This window comes from Niallia sp. HCP3S3_B10 (assembly GCF_052064465.1).
GTDB lineage: Bacteria > Bacillota > Bacilli > Bacillales > Cytobacillaceae > Niallia > Niallia hominis.
Genome location: NZ_JBQHVO010000019.1, coordinates 13,746 through 30,251, shown reverse-complemented (window position 1 = coordinate 30,251; position 16,506 = coordinate 13,746). Strand labels below are relative to the sequence as shown.

Sequence of the window (16,506 nt, the reverse complement as noted above, 5' to 3'; positions counted from 1 at the left end):
TGTTAATAGATAGGAGGCTCAAATATAATTATGCAATATTCGGCTCAATCTATAGAACAAAAGAAAAATCTATCTGCTTCAGTATCGGAACCAATCTATATTTTAATGGTAGATGACTTACAAGAAAACCTCTTAGCGTTAGAAGCAGTGTTAAACAATTCTCAGTATCATTTAGTTTTTGCAAAATCAGGGGAAGAAGCTTTAAAATTCATTTTGACATATGATTTTGCCGTTATTTTGTTAGATGTCCAAATGCCAGGGCTAAATGGGTTTGAAACAGCAAAATTGATTAAAGAACGAAAAAAGTCCCGTCATATACCTATTATTTTTATTACCGCTATCAGTCAAGATATGCAACATATTATGCAGGGATATCAAGTAGGTGCCATTGATTATATTGTAAAGCCATTTAATCCAGAAGCGTTGAAAAGCAAAGTGGCTCAGTTTGTTCAAATCTATGAAAGCCATACGAAAAGCCTCCATGAGATGAACTGGCAAACAACATCTGAATTGGAAAAAATGAATAAGGAACTAAGAATAACCAAAATGGATTTAACTAAAAATGCAGTCTTTTCTTCAATCTTACAGAAAGCATTGCAGGATACGATTGTTACTTTTGATGAAGAAGGAACAATTATTAGTGTAAATCCAAGTGTAAGAAGAATGTTTGGCTATGTAGAAGAAGATTTAATCGGTTCTTCTATTGAAGTGCTTTTACATTCGATTGAATCAGAGGTTTCTATAGAGACACCTATTACCTTTGATATGTTAGTTCCAAATTTTATTGGTAGAATGATAGAGGCAAAAGCTAAGCGAAAGAATAATATTGTTTTTCCTGTTGATCTATATATTGGGGACGCAATGGTTGAAGATTACCAACTATTTGTGTGTACGATTCGTGATATTTCCGAAAGAAAAGAGGTAGAACGCTTAAGAAAGCAACAAGTGGATCAACTAGAACATGCCGTGGAAGAAAGGACGCTAGAACTGCTATCCATGAATCATAAGCTACATAGAGAACGAGAAGAAAAATCGAAGGTAACAGATGATCTAATGCTTTCGGAAGGACGTTTTCGGCAAATATTTGAAGCAAGTCCATGCTTGATGGCAATACGCTCCATGGAAGAGCCTGCATTTATTGCTGTAAATAAAAATTGGGTAAAGAGTACAGGATATACGATGGAGGAGCTAAAGCAAGACGGCTATCATTGGAAGATTTTCAAAGATGTAAATGGAATAGAAGAGAACTTTCATGAGGAAGATTGGCAGTTCCCTTTAAAAAATCAAAGAGTCATTTTCACGATAAAGAATGGAGAACAAAAGCAGGGGTTATTATCCACCGAAATAATAACAATTAAGAATAATAATTGTGTATTAATTGTATTAAATGATATAACAGAAAGATTGGCTTTAGAAAAGGAAATGGCAAGGCTAGATCAATTAAATCTAGTCGGAGAAATGGCCGCGGGCATCGCACATGAAATTAGAAATCCAATGACAACAGTTCATGGATTCCTACAAATTGGAAAATCTAATCCATCTAATCTGTCATTAGAACATATGGAATTAATGATTGATGAATTGGATCGAGCTAATAAGATAATCAAGGAATTCCTTACGTTAGCCAAAAACAAGACAAGTGATAAGAGGCGATATTCGTTAAATAGAATTATTGAAATCATATATCCATTAATTAATGCAGAGGCCTTATTGACAGGAAAAAAGGTTAATCTTCAATTAGGAGTTTGTCCAGAACTCTATTTGGATGAGAAAGAAATACGGCAGCTTTTACTTAACCTTGCATTAAATGGATTAGAGGCAATGGAGACAGAAGGAATTCTTACAATAAGAACATTCTGTAAAGGAAAGCATCTTGTGTTGGAAATTATCGATAGCGGTAATGGGATTGATGAGGAAATATTAAAGAAGCTAGGAACGCCTTTTTTTACAACGAAGGACAATGGTACAGGACTGGGACTTGCAGTATGTTATCGAATAGCAGAACGTCATATGGCAAGAATAAATGTTCAGACAAGCGAGAAGGGCACGAAATTCTCCGTATACTTTGAAATAGAGCAAGGAAAATAGAGATTGGCTTAGTCAGCAGTCTTCTATTCTTCTTTATTGGGATGATTTTCGCTCTGTTTAGTAATAAGAAGCCTGTTTTAATAGCGAAATATTTTTAAAGGAAAATCTTGCAGAACCAGCGAACTTATAAATAAAAAATAGGAAGAAGGTGGGGATTTGTATGGTTCCACAGAGGGTTTCATTGCTAACATTAGGAGCTTTGAGATTACCAGAATTGCGTAAGTTTTATCAACTTCTAGGATGGGAGGAAACGGAAGCTAGCTCAGATGAATATGCTGTTTTTAAGACCGCTGGTGTTTTCTTAACATTGTTTCCTTTAGAGGAATTGGCGAAGGATGCTGGGGTGGAGCTTCAAAGTCCGATCGAAGGCTTTAGGGGAGTTACTTTTGCAATCAATGTAAATGCAGCAGAGGAAGTAGATAGTGTTATGGAAAAGGTGAGAATGGCAGGCGGGAAAATTCTTAGAGAGCCAAGTGATGCTTTTTGGGGCGGCAGAACCTCTTATTTCGCAGATCCAGAAAATAATCTTTGGGAAGTAGCTTGGAATCCGAGTTCCGTTTTTGATGAAAGAGGAGCAATGATTGATTTTTAAAAAGAAATGCAGAGGGCAGCAGTTTAGGATTAGCCCCTGGATGCTAGGAGTAGTTGTTAAATGGACTTGAGAAATTTAATTAACAAGAGGCTGGGCCAAAACTAAATAACTAATCTTTAAAGACGAACAATCTCTAATTTAGCTCTTAAATAAAGCTTCTCATGATGGTTATCTATGTTTTTAAATATAGTCAAGTGTAAAAACTAGGTCGTTCCATTGCGCTACAGACGCACGATGCGCCGAGGAGGAAGCTGATCCTGCGGGGTCTAAAGCGTCTCTATTTCCCGCAGGAGTCGAGCCGTCCTCTGCTCCATTTCACTTCGTTTTTAAACCTTTTCTAAAACGATAAAAACGATTATTTATGAGTATAAATTGTACAATTGTTCGTACATATTGTTAGTTAAATTGCTTACGTCCCAACCTCTTTACCTATTATTTATGCTTTACAAAGTCCATCACATAGCGAATATATTTATCATCTCTTGCCAGCCATACTCCATAATTTCTGCGTAGGAAAATTTCTCCTTGCATGAAGGTAGAAAAAGTTTGTTGGAGCTTTGTTTTTTTCTGGTTAATGGCCCACTGGTTTCTACTCACCTGATAAAGGAAGAACACTTCGTCCTGCTTGTTTTCAAATAGAGTACCAAGTGGAGAATCCTTTTTATTGTATTCATTCTTTTTCGGATCTTCACGTAGTGGTTCTAATGCAAAGGTATCTAAGCAGTAATTTTGGTAAGCCTTATCGGTTAAGTTGCAGCCAGAAGCCTTCACATGACCGCCACCTCCATAGGTGCCAGCTACTTTTGATACATCAACATGGTCATGAATTGTACGGAAACCAAGTTTTTTTCCGCCAATATTAACAATTGCTATGTAATCTAAATGAGGATATTCCTTTCCAAGCTCATTCCCTAATTCAGAATGATATTGTTCGGCATAAACCACGCCAGCATATAAACCATCAATTTCTTTTTGGACAAGTTCCCGTCTTTTGCGGCGAATATAACGGTCAATTTTTTTCTCTTCCATATCTAGTATTTGTACTTCTAACTCATCAAAAAAGAAGTGATCATTTGCCTTTAAGCGTGTTACCATTTTTTCAACGAATTCGTCAAAAGAAATAAGATAAAAAAGTGCGTTTAAACGTTGTGCTGCTAGATTATTGTTTTTTTCCCAATATAGCAATAGGTGGGATTTTGAGGTTATCTCCATCCTTTCCCCTGCTCCACACCGTACGTGCGATTTTCACCGCATACGGCGTTCCATCTTTCTTGTTAGATTAAATCATCTCTAAGTTACAAACCTTGCGATATGAGTTTAACTTGTTCAATTGGTTTGTGTTTAAGTTTAGTCCATTTTTCAATCGCTGAATTGTATTGCTATCCGTTGCATGTACTAATTTGTGTACATCAACATGAATAATTCTTAGATTTTTGTACTCATCCGTACCACCGATATCTGAAGGAATAAAATGATGGCAATGTACTAAATCGGCTTCTAAGAATTCTCCAGTAATTTCACATTTGCCCTGTACCATACTGTATCTTGAAATTCTATTGTCCATAAATTCAAGACTATATCCTACAAATTGATGTTTAGCGAGTATCGTTATTTGATACCCAATATCCGCTTGTAGTTTACTATGAATCAACTGTCTTCCCCGTTCGGTGAAAACCGTAAGATTTTGGTTAAAGTTCATAGCTGGACTGAATTTAATATCCGTTATTGGGTATAAAAACCTTCCACTGATTTTCCAAGTCTTTGCATTATTTTTACCATAGAACTTTTTATACGAAGGCGGTGCATTTGCGGTTGACACAAACTTTCCAATCGGACGAAAACGATTGTATTGCAGTCGAGATAGGTCGTAGGCAATTCTTGCAAATACTATGGATACCAACGAACTATGCTTGAAGTATCCATGAACTCCTAAAACAAAACTATTCCATTTCTGAATATTTCCTGCTGTTGGAGAGTTTCGTATTTCTAAAATTATTTCTCTGCCTCGTGCCTTTATTCTCTTGATACTTTTATCTCTGACATCACTACGAGTGACAAAACCACTTTTATGTTTAACTGCCCTAATTCGATAACCCAAGAACTCTGTCCCTTGTTTCCTAAGATTTATTACTTTGGACTTTTCAGGTGAAATATCCAAATTCAATCTATCTTTCAGATAAAGTCTAACTGCATGATACCATTTGTATGCTGTCTTAACATCTGTAGTTAAGATTTTGAAGTCATCCGCATATCTTACAAGATAACCTTGTTTGAGTTTGGTTTTCTTCAACGCATGGTTTCTGTGACTGTTAGTTGAGTAATCGAAATGTGAGGGATGGTCTTCCCATTGACTTGCTATCCACATATCTAAATCATGTAAAACTATGTTGGATAGTAGTGGTGAAAGAACTCCTCCCTGAGGAGTACCCTTTGTTGGTATTCCTACATTTCTGATTGGCGCTTTTAGAATTTTTCCAATTATCACAAGAACTCTTCTGTCTTGAATTCCCATATTCCATAATTGCTTGATGAGAACCCTATGGTTTACATTATCAAAGAATCCTTTGATGTCCATATCTACTGCATACTGCAATTTTGCAGTTTTGACTAGAAAGTTACATCTTGATATTGCATGATGTGCACTTCTTAGTGGTCTAAAACCATAACTATGTTTGAAGAATTTTGCCTCGGCAATTGGTTCTAAAATTTGCTTAATCATTTGTTGGATTAATCTATCCAACATTGTAGGTATCCCTAAAGGTCTTGTATCACCATTTTCTTTGGGAATCAAAACTCTTTTAACTGGTTTCGGCTTGTAGTTGTTTAGAGATTTACGAATTGTTCTTATAAAATCATCTTTACCGATGTTTTTATATTCTTCAATCGTGTAAGTATCCGTCCCAGGTGTCCCAGAACCCTTGTTTTTCTTGATTTTCCTGTAAGCCAGAAGGATATTTTCTTCAGATATTATTAGTTCATAAAGTCTGTTGAATTTCTTATCTTTTTGACTTTCTTTGTACAAGGTAGAGAATGTTTCCGTCATTGAATAGTATTCCCATTGACGTAAAGTCGTCTTCATTGTGGCTAATCACCAAATTCCTGTGCTTAGTTCCCACATTCCTACTCGACCGATGAAGTTCACTTTTAGATAATTTAACTAACTATATTCAGAAAGACTTGGGGCTATCCCTCCACGTTCATTACACGTTTCATTGGTACTGTGCCCCTACTCTCACAAGGATTAAACATGTTGCCATGTAACACTCCACTGATAGGTGTTTAATAAGTGTTCCTTGCTTTCTACGTTCCGATTCCTTTAGCTGTTACCATACGGACTTAGGTGGTTACTATAAGCCTGTGCACATTATAGTGTCATTGTTCACTATCCCGAATTTCGTCCCATGGGAAACCTACTTTTCGGTATTGCACGCCACAATAGTGGCAGTGGACTTTCGTACCACTTCGACATCTAGACCCTTACATTCGCAACTTCGTCAGATTCTTATGAATCATTCTCACCATATCCGTTTTATAGCCCTCCGACCTATCTGTAACCATATAATCCATTTATAGACTAATTAGGTTACATTCAGCCGACTTCACCAAGCTTCACACCCATGACTTCTATCAGAGCCATACGCATGTTGGAGTATTAAGGAAAGTGCTTCGGTTCGACATGATAAACCTCATTCCACTTTTCAAGGAATCAGTTGTTGCTAACATTGTCTTTAAGACTTGTTAGCCCCTCCATTTCCAGCTTTTTATGCTGTTATAGGAGAACGCATCGCACCCCATGTATCATATTGTCTTACTAACTCAACAAATTCTGCAATGGCTGGAGAGGGACTCATATATTCATTTTTGACAAGGTATTCATATAATAAAGAAGTGGCACTTGTTAGTGTTCCTTCATCATCTTGAACAGACACAAAGCCCCATTCAAAATCATTTAAATGAAGAGCTGTCTTATGATGGTCAATAAGTTGTACTTTTCCACCCTTTTTATAATAGTCATCTAGTCGAATCGTATTTTCTTCATTGACAGAAAGGTCGGTAATAAAGAGAAAGGTATCTTCTGTTTTTTGATCTAAGAACTTTTCTACTTCTTGGTTCAGAAAAGAAACGGAGTTATAACGAACCTCTACGTCCTCTCCGAAAGCAAGTTTTGCAATAATGCCGCAGCCGACCCCATCAAGGTCATTATGCGATAATAGTTTGTACATTTTTTTCACCCCTGCCCAATAGTATAATCTAATATGGAAAAAATAGAACAGCTAACAGCCAATTTCTTTTAGAAAAACTTCTAATGAAAAGAAAAAAGGTGTCTCAAATAGGTTTTCACCTAGCTTTGAGACAGCCTTGATATGGTTATTTCATGCCAATGTATACATTTTCGCCGTCTATTTGAATTTCTTTCATATTCTCTATTCTTTCAAAGAAAAGCTGATGAATAATAACTCCTTTATGGATAAGAAAATCATATTCTTTCATTGTTTTGATAAAAGTGGTAGACCCATCAATAAATAAATCGATTTTTTTATCAATAGGCAGATTTTTATCTTTTCGCAAATCCTGAATAGACCGAATGAGTTCCCTGATATTTCCCTCCTTTTTTAATGCTTCCGATATAGTAGTATCGAGCATCACGGTGAAATGTTTATTGGAGGCCTCTTCATAACCAGGCAAATTCGTCTTTCTTTGGAGTATTACTTCTTCTTCTGTTAAGGTAATGCTTTCTTTACTTTCTAGTTTAACAGTTAAATATCCTTTATTTAGAAAGAAATTTATTTGTTCTTCTGTAGCATTCTGTAATATATCTTTTGCACTCTTTACGTTTTTCCCTAACTTAGGTCCTGCCTTTTTAAAATCAAGCTTTAGGGAATAATGAACGTAATCATCGGCAGAATCTACCCAGTTGATGTGTTTCACATTCAGTTCATCTTTTATAATCGACTCAAACTGTAAAAATTCGATAGCTTCGTTATTGTTTGCGGACACAATCAGTAAAGTTGCTAACGGTTGTTTTGTTTTTATTTGATAACGGTGACGAAGGCTTCTCCCTAGCTCCACCACTTCTTTCACTTTTTCCATTTGCTCCTCTAATTGCTTATCTCTCCATTTTGAAATAGTAGAAGGAAAGCTAGTTAAGTGGACACTTTTCCCTGTTAAAGCAAGATGAATGCTTTCAGAAGTAAAAGGAATAAATGGAGCCAATAATTGTGATAAACGAATTAATACTGTATAAAGGGTTTGAAAAGCAGAAACTTTATCTTCTGGCATTCCTGCTATCCAAAATCGTTCTCGATTTCTGCGAATATACCAATTGCTCACGTCATCCATTAATTCCCCGATTTTTCTGGCTGCATTTGTAAGCTGATAATTTTCCATCTCGTTTTTTACCACAACCGTTGTTGTCGTTAATCGAGAGAGAATCCAACGGTCCATGATAGGAATGTTTTTGATCTTTGGCAATTTCGGATCAAAGTGATCAATTTCTGCGTATAAAGAGTAGAAATGAAATAAACTTAAGAATGTATCAATCATTTTTGATTTTGCTTCTTGGACATTTTTTTCTGAGAATCTTTTTTGGTTCCATGGAGCGCTATCTGCAACAAGCGCCCATCGCAGAGCGTCTGCACCATATGTTTGGATAAGCTCAATCGGATTTAGTGCATTCCCCTTACTTTTGGACATTTTTTGTCCGAGTTCATCTAATACATGCCCTGTGGCAAGAACATTTTTATAGGGAACTTCTCCCGAATAAAGGACAGAAACTGCTAAAAGAGAATAAAACCATCCTCTTGTTTGATCAATGCCTTCTACAACAACATCTGCTGGAAACTGTTTTTGAAACAGTTCGCTATTTTCAAATGGGGTATGATATTGGGCAAAGGGCATGGAGCCACTATCGAACCATACATCAATTACCTCAGGTGTCCGGTACATATCTCCACTGCAGGATGGACAAGTAAAGACAAGTTCATCTACATATGGTTTGTGCAATTCCACATCATCAATCGGAGTTTTGTTATAGTTTTTTACCTCAGAAATGCTTTTGGGAGCAATCTCCTTTTGACAGGATGTGCATTGCCAAACATTTAAGGGAGTTCCCCAATATCGATTACGACTAATATTCCAATCAACTAAACCATCGAGGAAATTTCCAAATCGACCATTCTTTATATGCTCAGGGTACCAAGTTACTTCTTGGTTTTTGGCAACCAACCTTTCCTTTGCAGCAGTTGTTTTAATAAACCAGCTTTCTGTGGCATAATACAAAAGCGGTGTGTCGCAGCGCCAGCAATGCGGGTAAGAATGTTCATATTTCTCTTTATGGAATAACAATCCTTTTTGATGGAGTAGCTTGATTATCTCTACATCAACCTTCCCGTCTTTTACAAAGGAACCGGCTAATGGTGTAATGCTTTCCTTGTACCTTCCCCTTTCATCCACTACATGGACAAAAGAAAGATTGTTTGTCTGCACAAGACGATAGTCATCCTCACCGTACGCTGGAGCGATATGGACAATTCCTGTTCCGCTATCGTTTGTGACGAAATTACCATGATGAATGGTGTGCCCTTTTTCCACTTGAACGTATGAAAATGGTGCTGTATAGGAAAGTCCTACTAATGTTGATCCCTTCAAAGTTTCAAGGACTTCCCCTTCTAAGCCGATTACCGGCTGTAATCTATCTTTTGCAACGATGAATATTTCCTCTCCTACTTTTACTCTAACATAGTCTAAATCTTTGTGAACCGCTAAGGCGACATTTGCTGGCAATGTCCAAGGAGTCGTTGTCCAACCGAGTATATATTCGTTTTCTTTTGTGGCAAGCTTAAATTTAACTGTTGCACTCAAGTCTTTTACATCTTTATAGCCTTGTGCGACCTCATGTGAGCTCAAGGAGGTTTGGCAGCTTGGGCAGTATGGTGAAACGCGATGCCCTTTATATAACCAGCCTTTTTCGTGAATAGTACCAAGGATATTCCAAACCGATTCGATGTATTCATTACTCATGGTCATGTAGGGATGATCCATATCAACCCAATATCCTAATTCCTCTGTAAAGGTTCGCCATTGTTTTTCATAGGAAAATACACTATCTTTACATTTTTCAATAAAAGGAATAATGCCATAGTTCTCAATTTCTTGTTTTCCAGAAATACCTAGCGCCTTTTCGACCCCTAATTCAACAGGAAGTCCATGTGTATCCCAGCCTGCTTTACGAATGACTTGTTTGCCGTTCATTGTTTGAAATCTTGCGATGATGTCTTTGATGGTTCTTCCAAGTGCATGACCGACGTGTGGGAGGCCGTTGGCAGTTGGTGGTCCTTCGTAAAAAACAAAGGTGTCATTGTTATTGCGCTGTTCGATTGACTTTGGAAAAATTTGTTCTTCCTCCCAATAGGCCAGGATTCTTTTTTCACGAGCTCTGTCTGTTTCTTTTTGTACTTCCATCTATATCCCTCCATCTATTTAATAAACATTCCAGTATAGAAAGATATTTTTAGGAAAAAAAAAAACACCCGTCCCTTTAGTAAGGGACGAGTGTATTATCATAACCCGCGTTACCACCCAAATTCTGTTTGACAAAAAACAAACAGCGCTTAGTCAACGTACTATCATACGTGTTCCTTTTAACGGTGGAAATCCGTCAAGACTTACTAGTTGTTCAGCCTTGCATCTCAGAGATGATTTTTTCGTTTCGGTTACCTTACTGGCTTTCACCATACCCAGCTCGCTAAAAGGGATATCAAAACGTACTTTTTCTCTTCATTGATTTCTATGAATTGGAATGTTTTGTATAGGATAGCACTTTTAATGGAGAATTTCAAGGGACATTTGCCTATATCAAGCAAAGGAGGAAAGCCGGATAAATAGGATTTTTTAGCCACAAAACTGTCATAGTATCCCGATTGGTATTTTGTTAGAATGGTAGGTAGTGATTATTAGGTTTGAAAGGAAGTAGAGAGATGAAAAAAGTATTGAATATAGCCTTCTTTTATACAATTTTAGGTTTAGTTAGTGGCGTTTACTATAGAGAGTTTACGAAAATGAGAGATTTCACAGGGGAAACGCAGCTCTCTGTTGTTCATACTCACTCGTTTGCTTTAGGAATGATGATCATGCTAATCGTCTATTTATTCTGTTATACGATGAAAATACATACACTTAAAAATTTTGATTTGTTCTTTTATTTTTATAATATTGGTTTACTATCAACGATTACATTAATGGTGATAAGAGGAACTCTGCAAGTGCTTGAATTTGATTTATCCAGCGGTTTAGATTCTGCCATCTCTGGAATTGCCGGATTAGGGCATATTTCTATAACTATTGGTTTAGTGATTTTTTTCCTTCTTTTGAGAAAGAATCATAGCGAGAATATTCGAACGAAATAGGAAAAAATGTTTTTCCGAAGTTTATAAGAATGATAAATTTGCTTCGGAAAAAACATTCTAGATTCATGATCAACTATGCGCCTCCTTGTTTATATAATGGGAAAGAGCCAATAAAGGAAAAATCTTATTATAACTATGATAATAAATGTAGAATTGTTTCGGTAACCCAATACCTGTAGGATAAGTAATGGCGCGTTCCTCTTTCTTTTCGTCTAGTAAGTAACGAATTCCCCTTTTCACTTCTTTGCTTGCTCCTTCTCCTGCCGCAATTAAGGCATCAACAGCCCAAGCTGTTTGTGATTCCGTGCTAAATGGTAGAGGAACATAGATGGAAGTTTCACAGCTCCTACAAGATTCTCCCCATCCTCCATTGGAGTGTTGGATTTTTTTCAGCCAACCAATTGCTTTTTGGATTGCTGGGTGATTTGGTTTCATGCCAACTGCTGTTAACCCTGTAAGTGCTGCCCAAGTCCCGTAAATATAACAAACACCCCATCTGCCATACCAAGAGCCGTTTTTTTCCTGATTATTGATTAACCAGCTGACGGCCTGCTTTATATGAGGATGTGTGTCGTTAAGATGAGCAAAGTTTCCAAAGTATTCTAATACTCTTCCAGTTAAATCAGCGGTAGAAGGATCCACGGCAGCATCCTTTGCATTATCGATTGGAACCATCTTGAGAATGTCCCAATCGGTATTCTTTTCGAACGCTGCCCACCCTCCATCTTTATTTTGCATGGATAATAAATAGTTTGTGCCTTTTTGCCAAGCGTAATGAACCGTTTTGTTTGATGAGGCGGTTGCGGTTAAGGCCCGTAAAACGGCAGAGGTATCATCATTGTCAGGATTATTCGTATTAATATCAGAAAAGCCCCATCCTCCTGGTTCCGAATTTGGGTTATGAACCTGCCAATCTCCTTTTTTTGTATGTTGTTTTGCTAGCAAATAATTAGTTGCTTTTATTATTGGAGTAGATTCAGTAGGTATTCCAGCTTGTTGTAATGTATAGCTGATTAAGCCTGTGTCCCAAACCGTGCTGGTGGAGTTCTCTAGGTGACTTTGCTTACCTTTTTTATCGATAAGGGATGTGAGTCCAGCAATTGCTTTTTGAATTACTGGAGAATTTTTTTTATAGCCAAGGGCAAGTAATGCATAGATCATAAAGAAAGTTGCACTCGCATAACTGTAAAGTGTCCCATCCTCTTCTAATCGATCTAGCATGTATTTTTCTGCAGATTGAAAGCCTAAGTGATGAAGATAGGCTGGAAACTTTCCGATTCGTTTCATTTCTTTCCAAAGAAATGTAAGGGGATTTCGCTCTTCTTCTAGGTGATCAAAGGATGGATAAAGAGCTATATCTCTTACAAATAGGTCATCTAGCGGTGGCTTGGTTTTTGTTTGGATTGTGAATTTTTTATTGGCTGCTATTAACATCGGAATGAAGTGAATCCGAGCATAGGCACTAAATTGGTAGAAATTGAAAGGCTGAAAGGTTGGCAAGAGTAAAAATGTCATTGGAATGTAGATCATATGGGACCAAGGGTAGAGACCATTCACGGATAGCATCCATTTTATCATAAAATGAGCCTTCGCTAGGCCGCCGTGTTTTAAAATAAATGCTTTTGCTTTCTGCATTTGTGTGTCTTCCTTTGCATAAAGGCCAGAATATAATAGGGCAGTGTAAGCAATTATGGTAGCAGAGAGATGGCCGTTTGGTTCATCGCTATATGCTTTCCAATAGCCTTCTTTATGCTGGGCGTTACGCAGTGTTTTGGCTAAAAGGTGGATGTTTTCTTCTTCTGTGTGAATGTTTAATGCTCGAATGGTGATGATATAAAAAGCATCTGTCATTAAGCTTCCTTGAAACCGGAAATGAAAAGAACCGTCTGACTTTTGTAGCTCGACAAGCTCTTTTATGCGTTTTTGTTGCTCTTTTTCAACAGAGTGGAGAAATGTATTCAATATAATCACCTCAAATGTAACATCGTATTAGTAAACTTTATGCTTCTTAAGGAAAGTCATATTCAGAAATATTTATATTTTCTTTTTTTAGTAGTTGAAATTAGGGGGAGAGAGGTCTATAATGAACATAATTTAATGGAGCGAACATGTTGATCAGAAGGAGTACCCTAAGAACCTTTTTCGAAAGAGAGCAGTCGGTAGCTGAAAAGATTGTGCAAAAGCCTTAGGAGAAGACATCTGTGAGTGTTACTTTGAACGTATTATGCTAGTAGAGGTAACCGGTTATCACCGTTATGATACAAGTGGTTTCTGTATGAAACAATTTGGGTGGTACCGCGGATAATCCGTCCCTTTTATAGGGGCGGATTTTTTTATGTTTTTTTTAGACGAATATTTAGTGTCTAGCCCTGGGCACCCAGGGGCTGATGGGCTTTTCTAATAAGGAGGTGAGTGCCGTGGACGATGATGATGATAACGATATGAATCAAAATTTTACTAACTTTAGGAGGAACAGTTATATGGAATCTTCAAAAAGGGTGCTCATTTCTGAGTGTAATATGCTTATTGGTAAAGAGGTTGTTTTAAAGGGCTGGGTGAAAAAGATTCGCCAGCTAGGAAAAGTAGGCTTCTTGTTATTGAGAGACCGCACTGGGTTGCTGCAATGTGTATTAGAGCAAGAGCAGAATCAGGTGAAAATAGAGACAGAGAGTGTTGTTCAAGTTACCGGAATTCTTGTAAAAACAGATAAAACAGCAAATGGAGTGGAACTTCAAGTTAGTGAAATCCTCGTACTAGCTGAAGCTGATTTATTGCCATTTGAAATTAATAAGAAAAAACTGAATGTCGGCTTAGATCATTTACTGAATCATCGAGTTCTATCCTTAAGACATGAACAAATAAACGCAATATTTACGATTCAATCCGTGTTCGTGAAAGGTTTTACAGATTTTCTCATGCAAGAAGGGTTTACCAGAATTTTCACTCCAAAAATAGTTTCACAAGGAGCAGAAGGCGGGGCAAATGTTTTTACCTTTAACTATTTTGATAAAAGTGCCTATTTAGCACAATCCCCTCAATTTTATAAACAAATGATGGTAGGAGCGGGCTTTGAAAGGGTGTTTGAAATTGCCCCTGTATATAGGGCGGAAGAGCATAATTCATCTAGACATTTAAATGAATATATTTCGTTAGATGTAGAAATGGGATTCATTGAAAATGTGGAGGAAGTAATGGAGATGGAGAAGCGAGTTCTTCAATATGTTTTCCAATATGTGAAGGAGCGTTGTCAGAAGCAGCTGGACGTTCTTCAGGTCGACATACCAGTGTTGAACGAAATCCCTAAAATGACATTAGCAGAAGCACAGGCTATATTAAAAGAGACATATCAAAAGGACTCTCCAGAAGGAGATTTAAATACAGAAGGGGAAAAATGCATCGGAAACTATGTTAAGGATAAATATGGAAGTGATTTTGTGTTTATAACAAACTATCCGAGAGCAACAAGACCGATGTATACCATGCCAAATAAGGAAAATCCTGAGCTGACAGATTCTTTTGACCTTTTATATAAAGGAAGTGAAATTACCTCTGGCGGGCAAAGGATTCATCGTAAAGGAGAGCTAATAGCTTCTTTTAGAGAAAAGGGACTAAATCCGAATGAATTTAAGGCATATATCGATTCTTTTGCATATGCTATTCCACCGCATGGAGGATTTGGAATTGGTTTAGAACGGATTATAATGAAGTTCCTAAACCTTGGTAATATTCGCGAAGCAAGCGCATTTCCGAGAGATTGTGATAGGCTTATTCCATAAAAGGGTTATTTAAGTCTAGTACCCATAAATAAAAACTAGCCCCTTACTCGTAAATTCGTAGGTTAATTTGGAAAAATGTTTTCTAGAAAACATAACCAAAGCAGAGCTACATTTACGAAAGGAGCTAGTTTTATTATAATATCCCGAATTTGATTGATTGAAACATAAAAAGGAGCATATTTTTATAAAATTTTAATTATATGGGTTTCTTTTCTATCTAGAAAAGGTATAGGACAAGGAGATAGATTATACATAGTTGGAGGGGGAAACATATGATAGAGGATCTAGAATTAGTACTTGATGCAAAAGCTGTGCTTGGAGAAGGACCATGCTGGGATTTTAGAAACAATATTTTATATTGGGTAGATATTGAAGGAAAAAAAGTACATATGTATAACCATATTTCTGGTGAGCACAAACAGGTTCAACTAGAACGTGAAGTATCGGCTGTTATCCCTTGTATAACAAAAGATACAGAATTTATTGTTACATTAGATAATGGCTTTCATCTTTTAAATATAGAAACAGAGCAACTAAAGTTTATTGGCGATCCAGAGCGAGATTTAAAACAGAATCGTTTTAATGATGGGAAATGTGATGCTTATGGTCGTTTATGGGCAGGTACAATGTGCAGAGATGGAAAGACGAAAGATGCAGCACTATACTGTCTTGATAATGAAGGAAAATGGACGGAAAAAATAAGTCATTTGAGTATTTCGAACGGCATGGCATGGACTAGTGATAATGAATACTTATACCATATTGATACACCTGCTCAAACAGTAACACGTTATGAATATGATTTGGAAACAGGAAAATTAGGAAAAGCAAAGCAGATTATTGATTTTTCAGAGGAAGAAGGATTCCCAGATGGTATGACAATTGATAGCGAAGGAATGCTATGGATTGCTCATTATGGTGGAGGAAGAGTGTCTAGATGGAATCCAGAGAGTGGGGAAAAATTAAGTGAAATATGCTTGCCAGTACCGAATGTGACTTCTTGTACATTTGGAGGGGAAAAATTAAATGAGTTATATATAACGACAGCGAGATCTGGTTTGGATGATGAAGAATTAAAAAAGTATCCACAATCAGGAGGGTTATATAAAATCAAGCTACATATTCAAGGGGTAAAAACGTATTTATATCAAAACTAATTCGTAGATATTGGCTATAAAAAAGAGCTAATCAAACAGGATAATCATTTGATTAGCTCTTTTTTTATTTAACAACTAAAACCGGACATTTTACTCGTTTGATTACTTTATGACTAACACTTCCCAATACCATTTCTTGCAAGGAATTTAATCCGCGACTGCCAATGACAAGTAAGTCAAAGCTATTTTGATTTGCATACTCGACAATTGTAGGACCCGGCTCTCCATGAAGAAATAGTAGATTATAAGCGATATTATTGGATTGTAAGTATTCTTCCATTGATACGAATTTTTTCCGCCTAGTAAGTTCTAAATCAGCCTTCCCTTGAGCGTGCAATACATCATATTTCGATTGAGTGATATCTAGGACATGAACAACTGTAATTACAGCATTCTTCTGAAGGGAAGCTAATTTCACTGCTTCTGTTGTTGCTCTTAACGAGTTTTTTGAACCGTCAATTGCTAAAAGAATAGTAGAATACATGATT

The 16,506-nt window shown here is 36.9% G+C and carries 10 protein-coding genes, 1 pseudogene and 2 other annotated features; of the genes and pseudogenes, 5 read left to right on the top strand and 6 right to left on the bottom strand.

Features of this window, described 5'->3' with window-relative positions; genetic code table 11:
* Positions 1 to 30 precede the first annotated feature (30 nt).
* On the top strand, positions 31 to 2,088 hold the full coding sequence (locus tag ACTNDN_RS10490; protein WP_284561135.1) for a response regulator: 2,058 nt from the start codon (positions 31 to 33) through the stop codon (positions 2,086 to 2,088).
* A gap of 160 nt (positions 2,089 to 2,248) precedes the next feature.
* Entirely contained in the window at positions 2,249 to 2,680 is a 432-nt protein-coding gene (locus tag ACTNDN_RS10485; RefSeq protein WP_031535096.1) for a VOC family protein, read from the top strand.
* 432 nt (positions 2,681 to 3,112) lie between these two features.
* On the opposite strand, the gene ACTNDN_RS10480 is transcribed toward ACTNDN_RS10485, so the two are convergent.
* The 4 genes and pseudogenes from ACTNDN_RS10480 to ileS form a co-directional block, all read right to left on the bottom strand.
* Positions 3,113 to 3,892: a hypothetical protein gene (locus ACTNDN_RS10480; protein ID WP_192840958.1), complete on the bottom strand. Its 780-nt coding sequence runs from the start codon at positions 3,890 to 3,892 to the stop codon at positions 3,113 to 3,115.
* 67 nt (positions 3,893 to 3,959) lie between these two features.
* Positions 3,960 to 5,759: a group II intron reverse transcriptase/maturase gene (gene ltrA, locus ACTNDN_RS10475; RefSeq protein WP_031535091.1), complete on the bottom strand. Its 1,800-nt coding sequence runs from the start codon at positions 5,757 to 5,759 to the stop codon at positions 3,960 to 3,962.
* Between the two features lie 712 nt (positions 5,760 to 6,471).
* A pseudogene (locus ACTNDN_RS10470) lies at positions 6,472 to 6,903 on the bottom strand (oligoribonuclease); the annotation flags it as partial.
* A 145-nt stretch (positions 6,904 to 7,048) separates the two neighbouring features.
* On the bottom strand, positions 7,049 to 10,141 hold the full coding sequence (gene ileS / locus ACTNDN_RS10465) for an isoleucine--tRNA ligase (RefSeq protein WP_251627878.1): 3,093 nt from the start codon (positions 10,139 to 10,141) through the stop codon (positions 7,049 to 7,051).
* A gap of 79 nt (positions 10,142 to 10,220) precedes the next feature.
* Positions 10,221 to 10,469, bottom strand: a binding site (T-box leader).
* Positions 10,470 to 10,656: 187 nt separating this feature from the next.
* Here ileS and ACTNDN_RS10460 point away from each other — a divergent pair.
* Complete coding sequence (locus ACTNDN_RS10460) at positions 10,657 to 11,085, top strand: DUF2871 domain-containing protein (protein WP_031535088.1); 429 nt, start codon at positions 10,657 to 10,659, stop codon at positions 11,083 to 11,085.
* 69 nt (positions 11,086 to 11,154) lie between these two features.
* On the opposite strand, the gene shc is transcribed toward ACTNDN_RS10460, so the two are convergent.
* Positions 11,155 to 13,047 (bottom strand): squalene--hopene cyclase, encoded by a 1,893-nt coding sequence (shc, locus tag ACTNDN_RS10455; protein WP_251627875.1) that lies wholly within the window; start codon positions 13,045 to 13,047, stop codon positions 11,155 to 11,157.
* 140 nt (positions 13,048 to 13,187) lie between these two features.
* Positions 13,188 to 13,402 (top strand) — a binding site (T-box leader).
* Positions 13,403 to 13,565: 163 nt separating this feature from the next.
* On the opposite strand from shc, the gene aspS reads away from it, so the two are divergent.
* Positions 13,566 to 14,861: an aspartate--tRNA(Asn) ligase gene (gene aspS / locus ACTNDN_RS10450; RefSeq protein ID WP_031535086.1), complete on the top strand. Its 1,296-nt coding sequence runs from the start codon at positions 13,566 to 13,568 to the stop codon at positions 14,859 to 14,861.
* A 272-nt stretch (positions 14,862 to 15,133) separates the two neighbouring features.
* A complete protein-coding gene (locus ACTNDN_RS10445) occupies positions 15,134 to 16,018 on the top strand; it encodes an SMP-30/gluconolactonase/LRE family protein (RefSeq protein ID WP_031535084.1) in 885 nt (294 codons plus the stop codon).
* 64 nt (positions 16,019 to 16,082) lie between these two features.
* On the opposite strand, the gene ACTNDN_RS10440 is transcribed toward ACTNDN_RS10445, so the two are convergent.
* Entirely contained in the window at positions 16,083 to 16,502 is a 420-nt protein-coding gene (locus tag ACTNDN_RS10440; protein WP_031535082.1) for a universal stress protein, read from the bottom strand.
* Between the last annotated feature and the right edge of the window lie 4 nt (positions 16,503 to 16,506).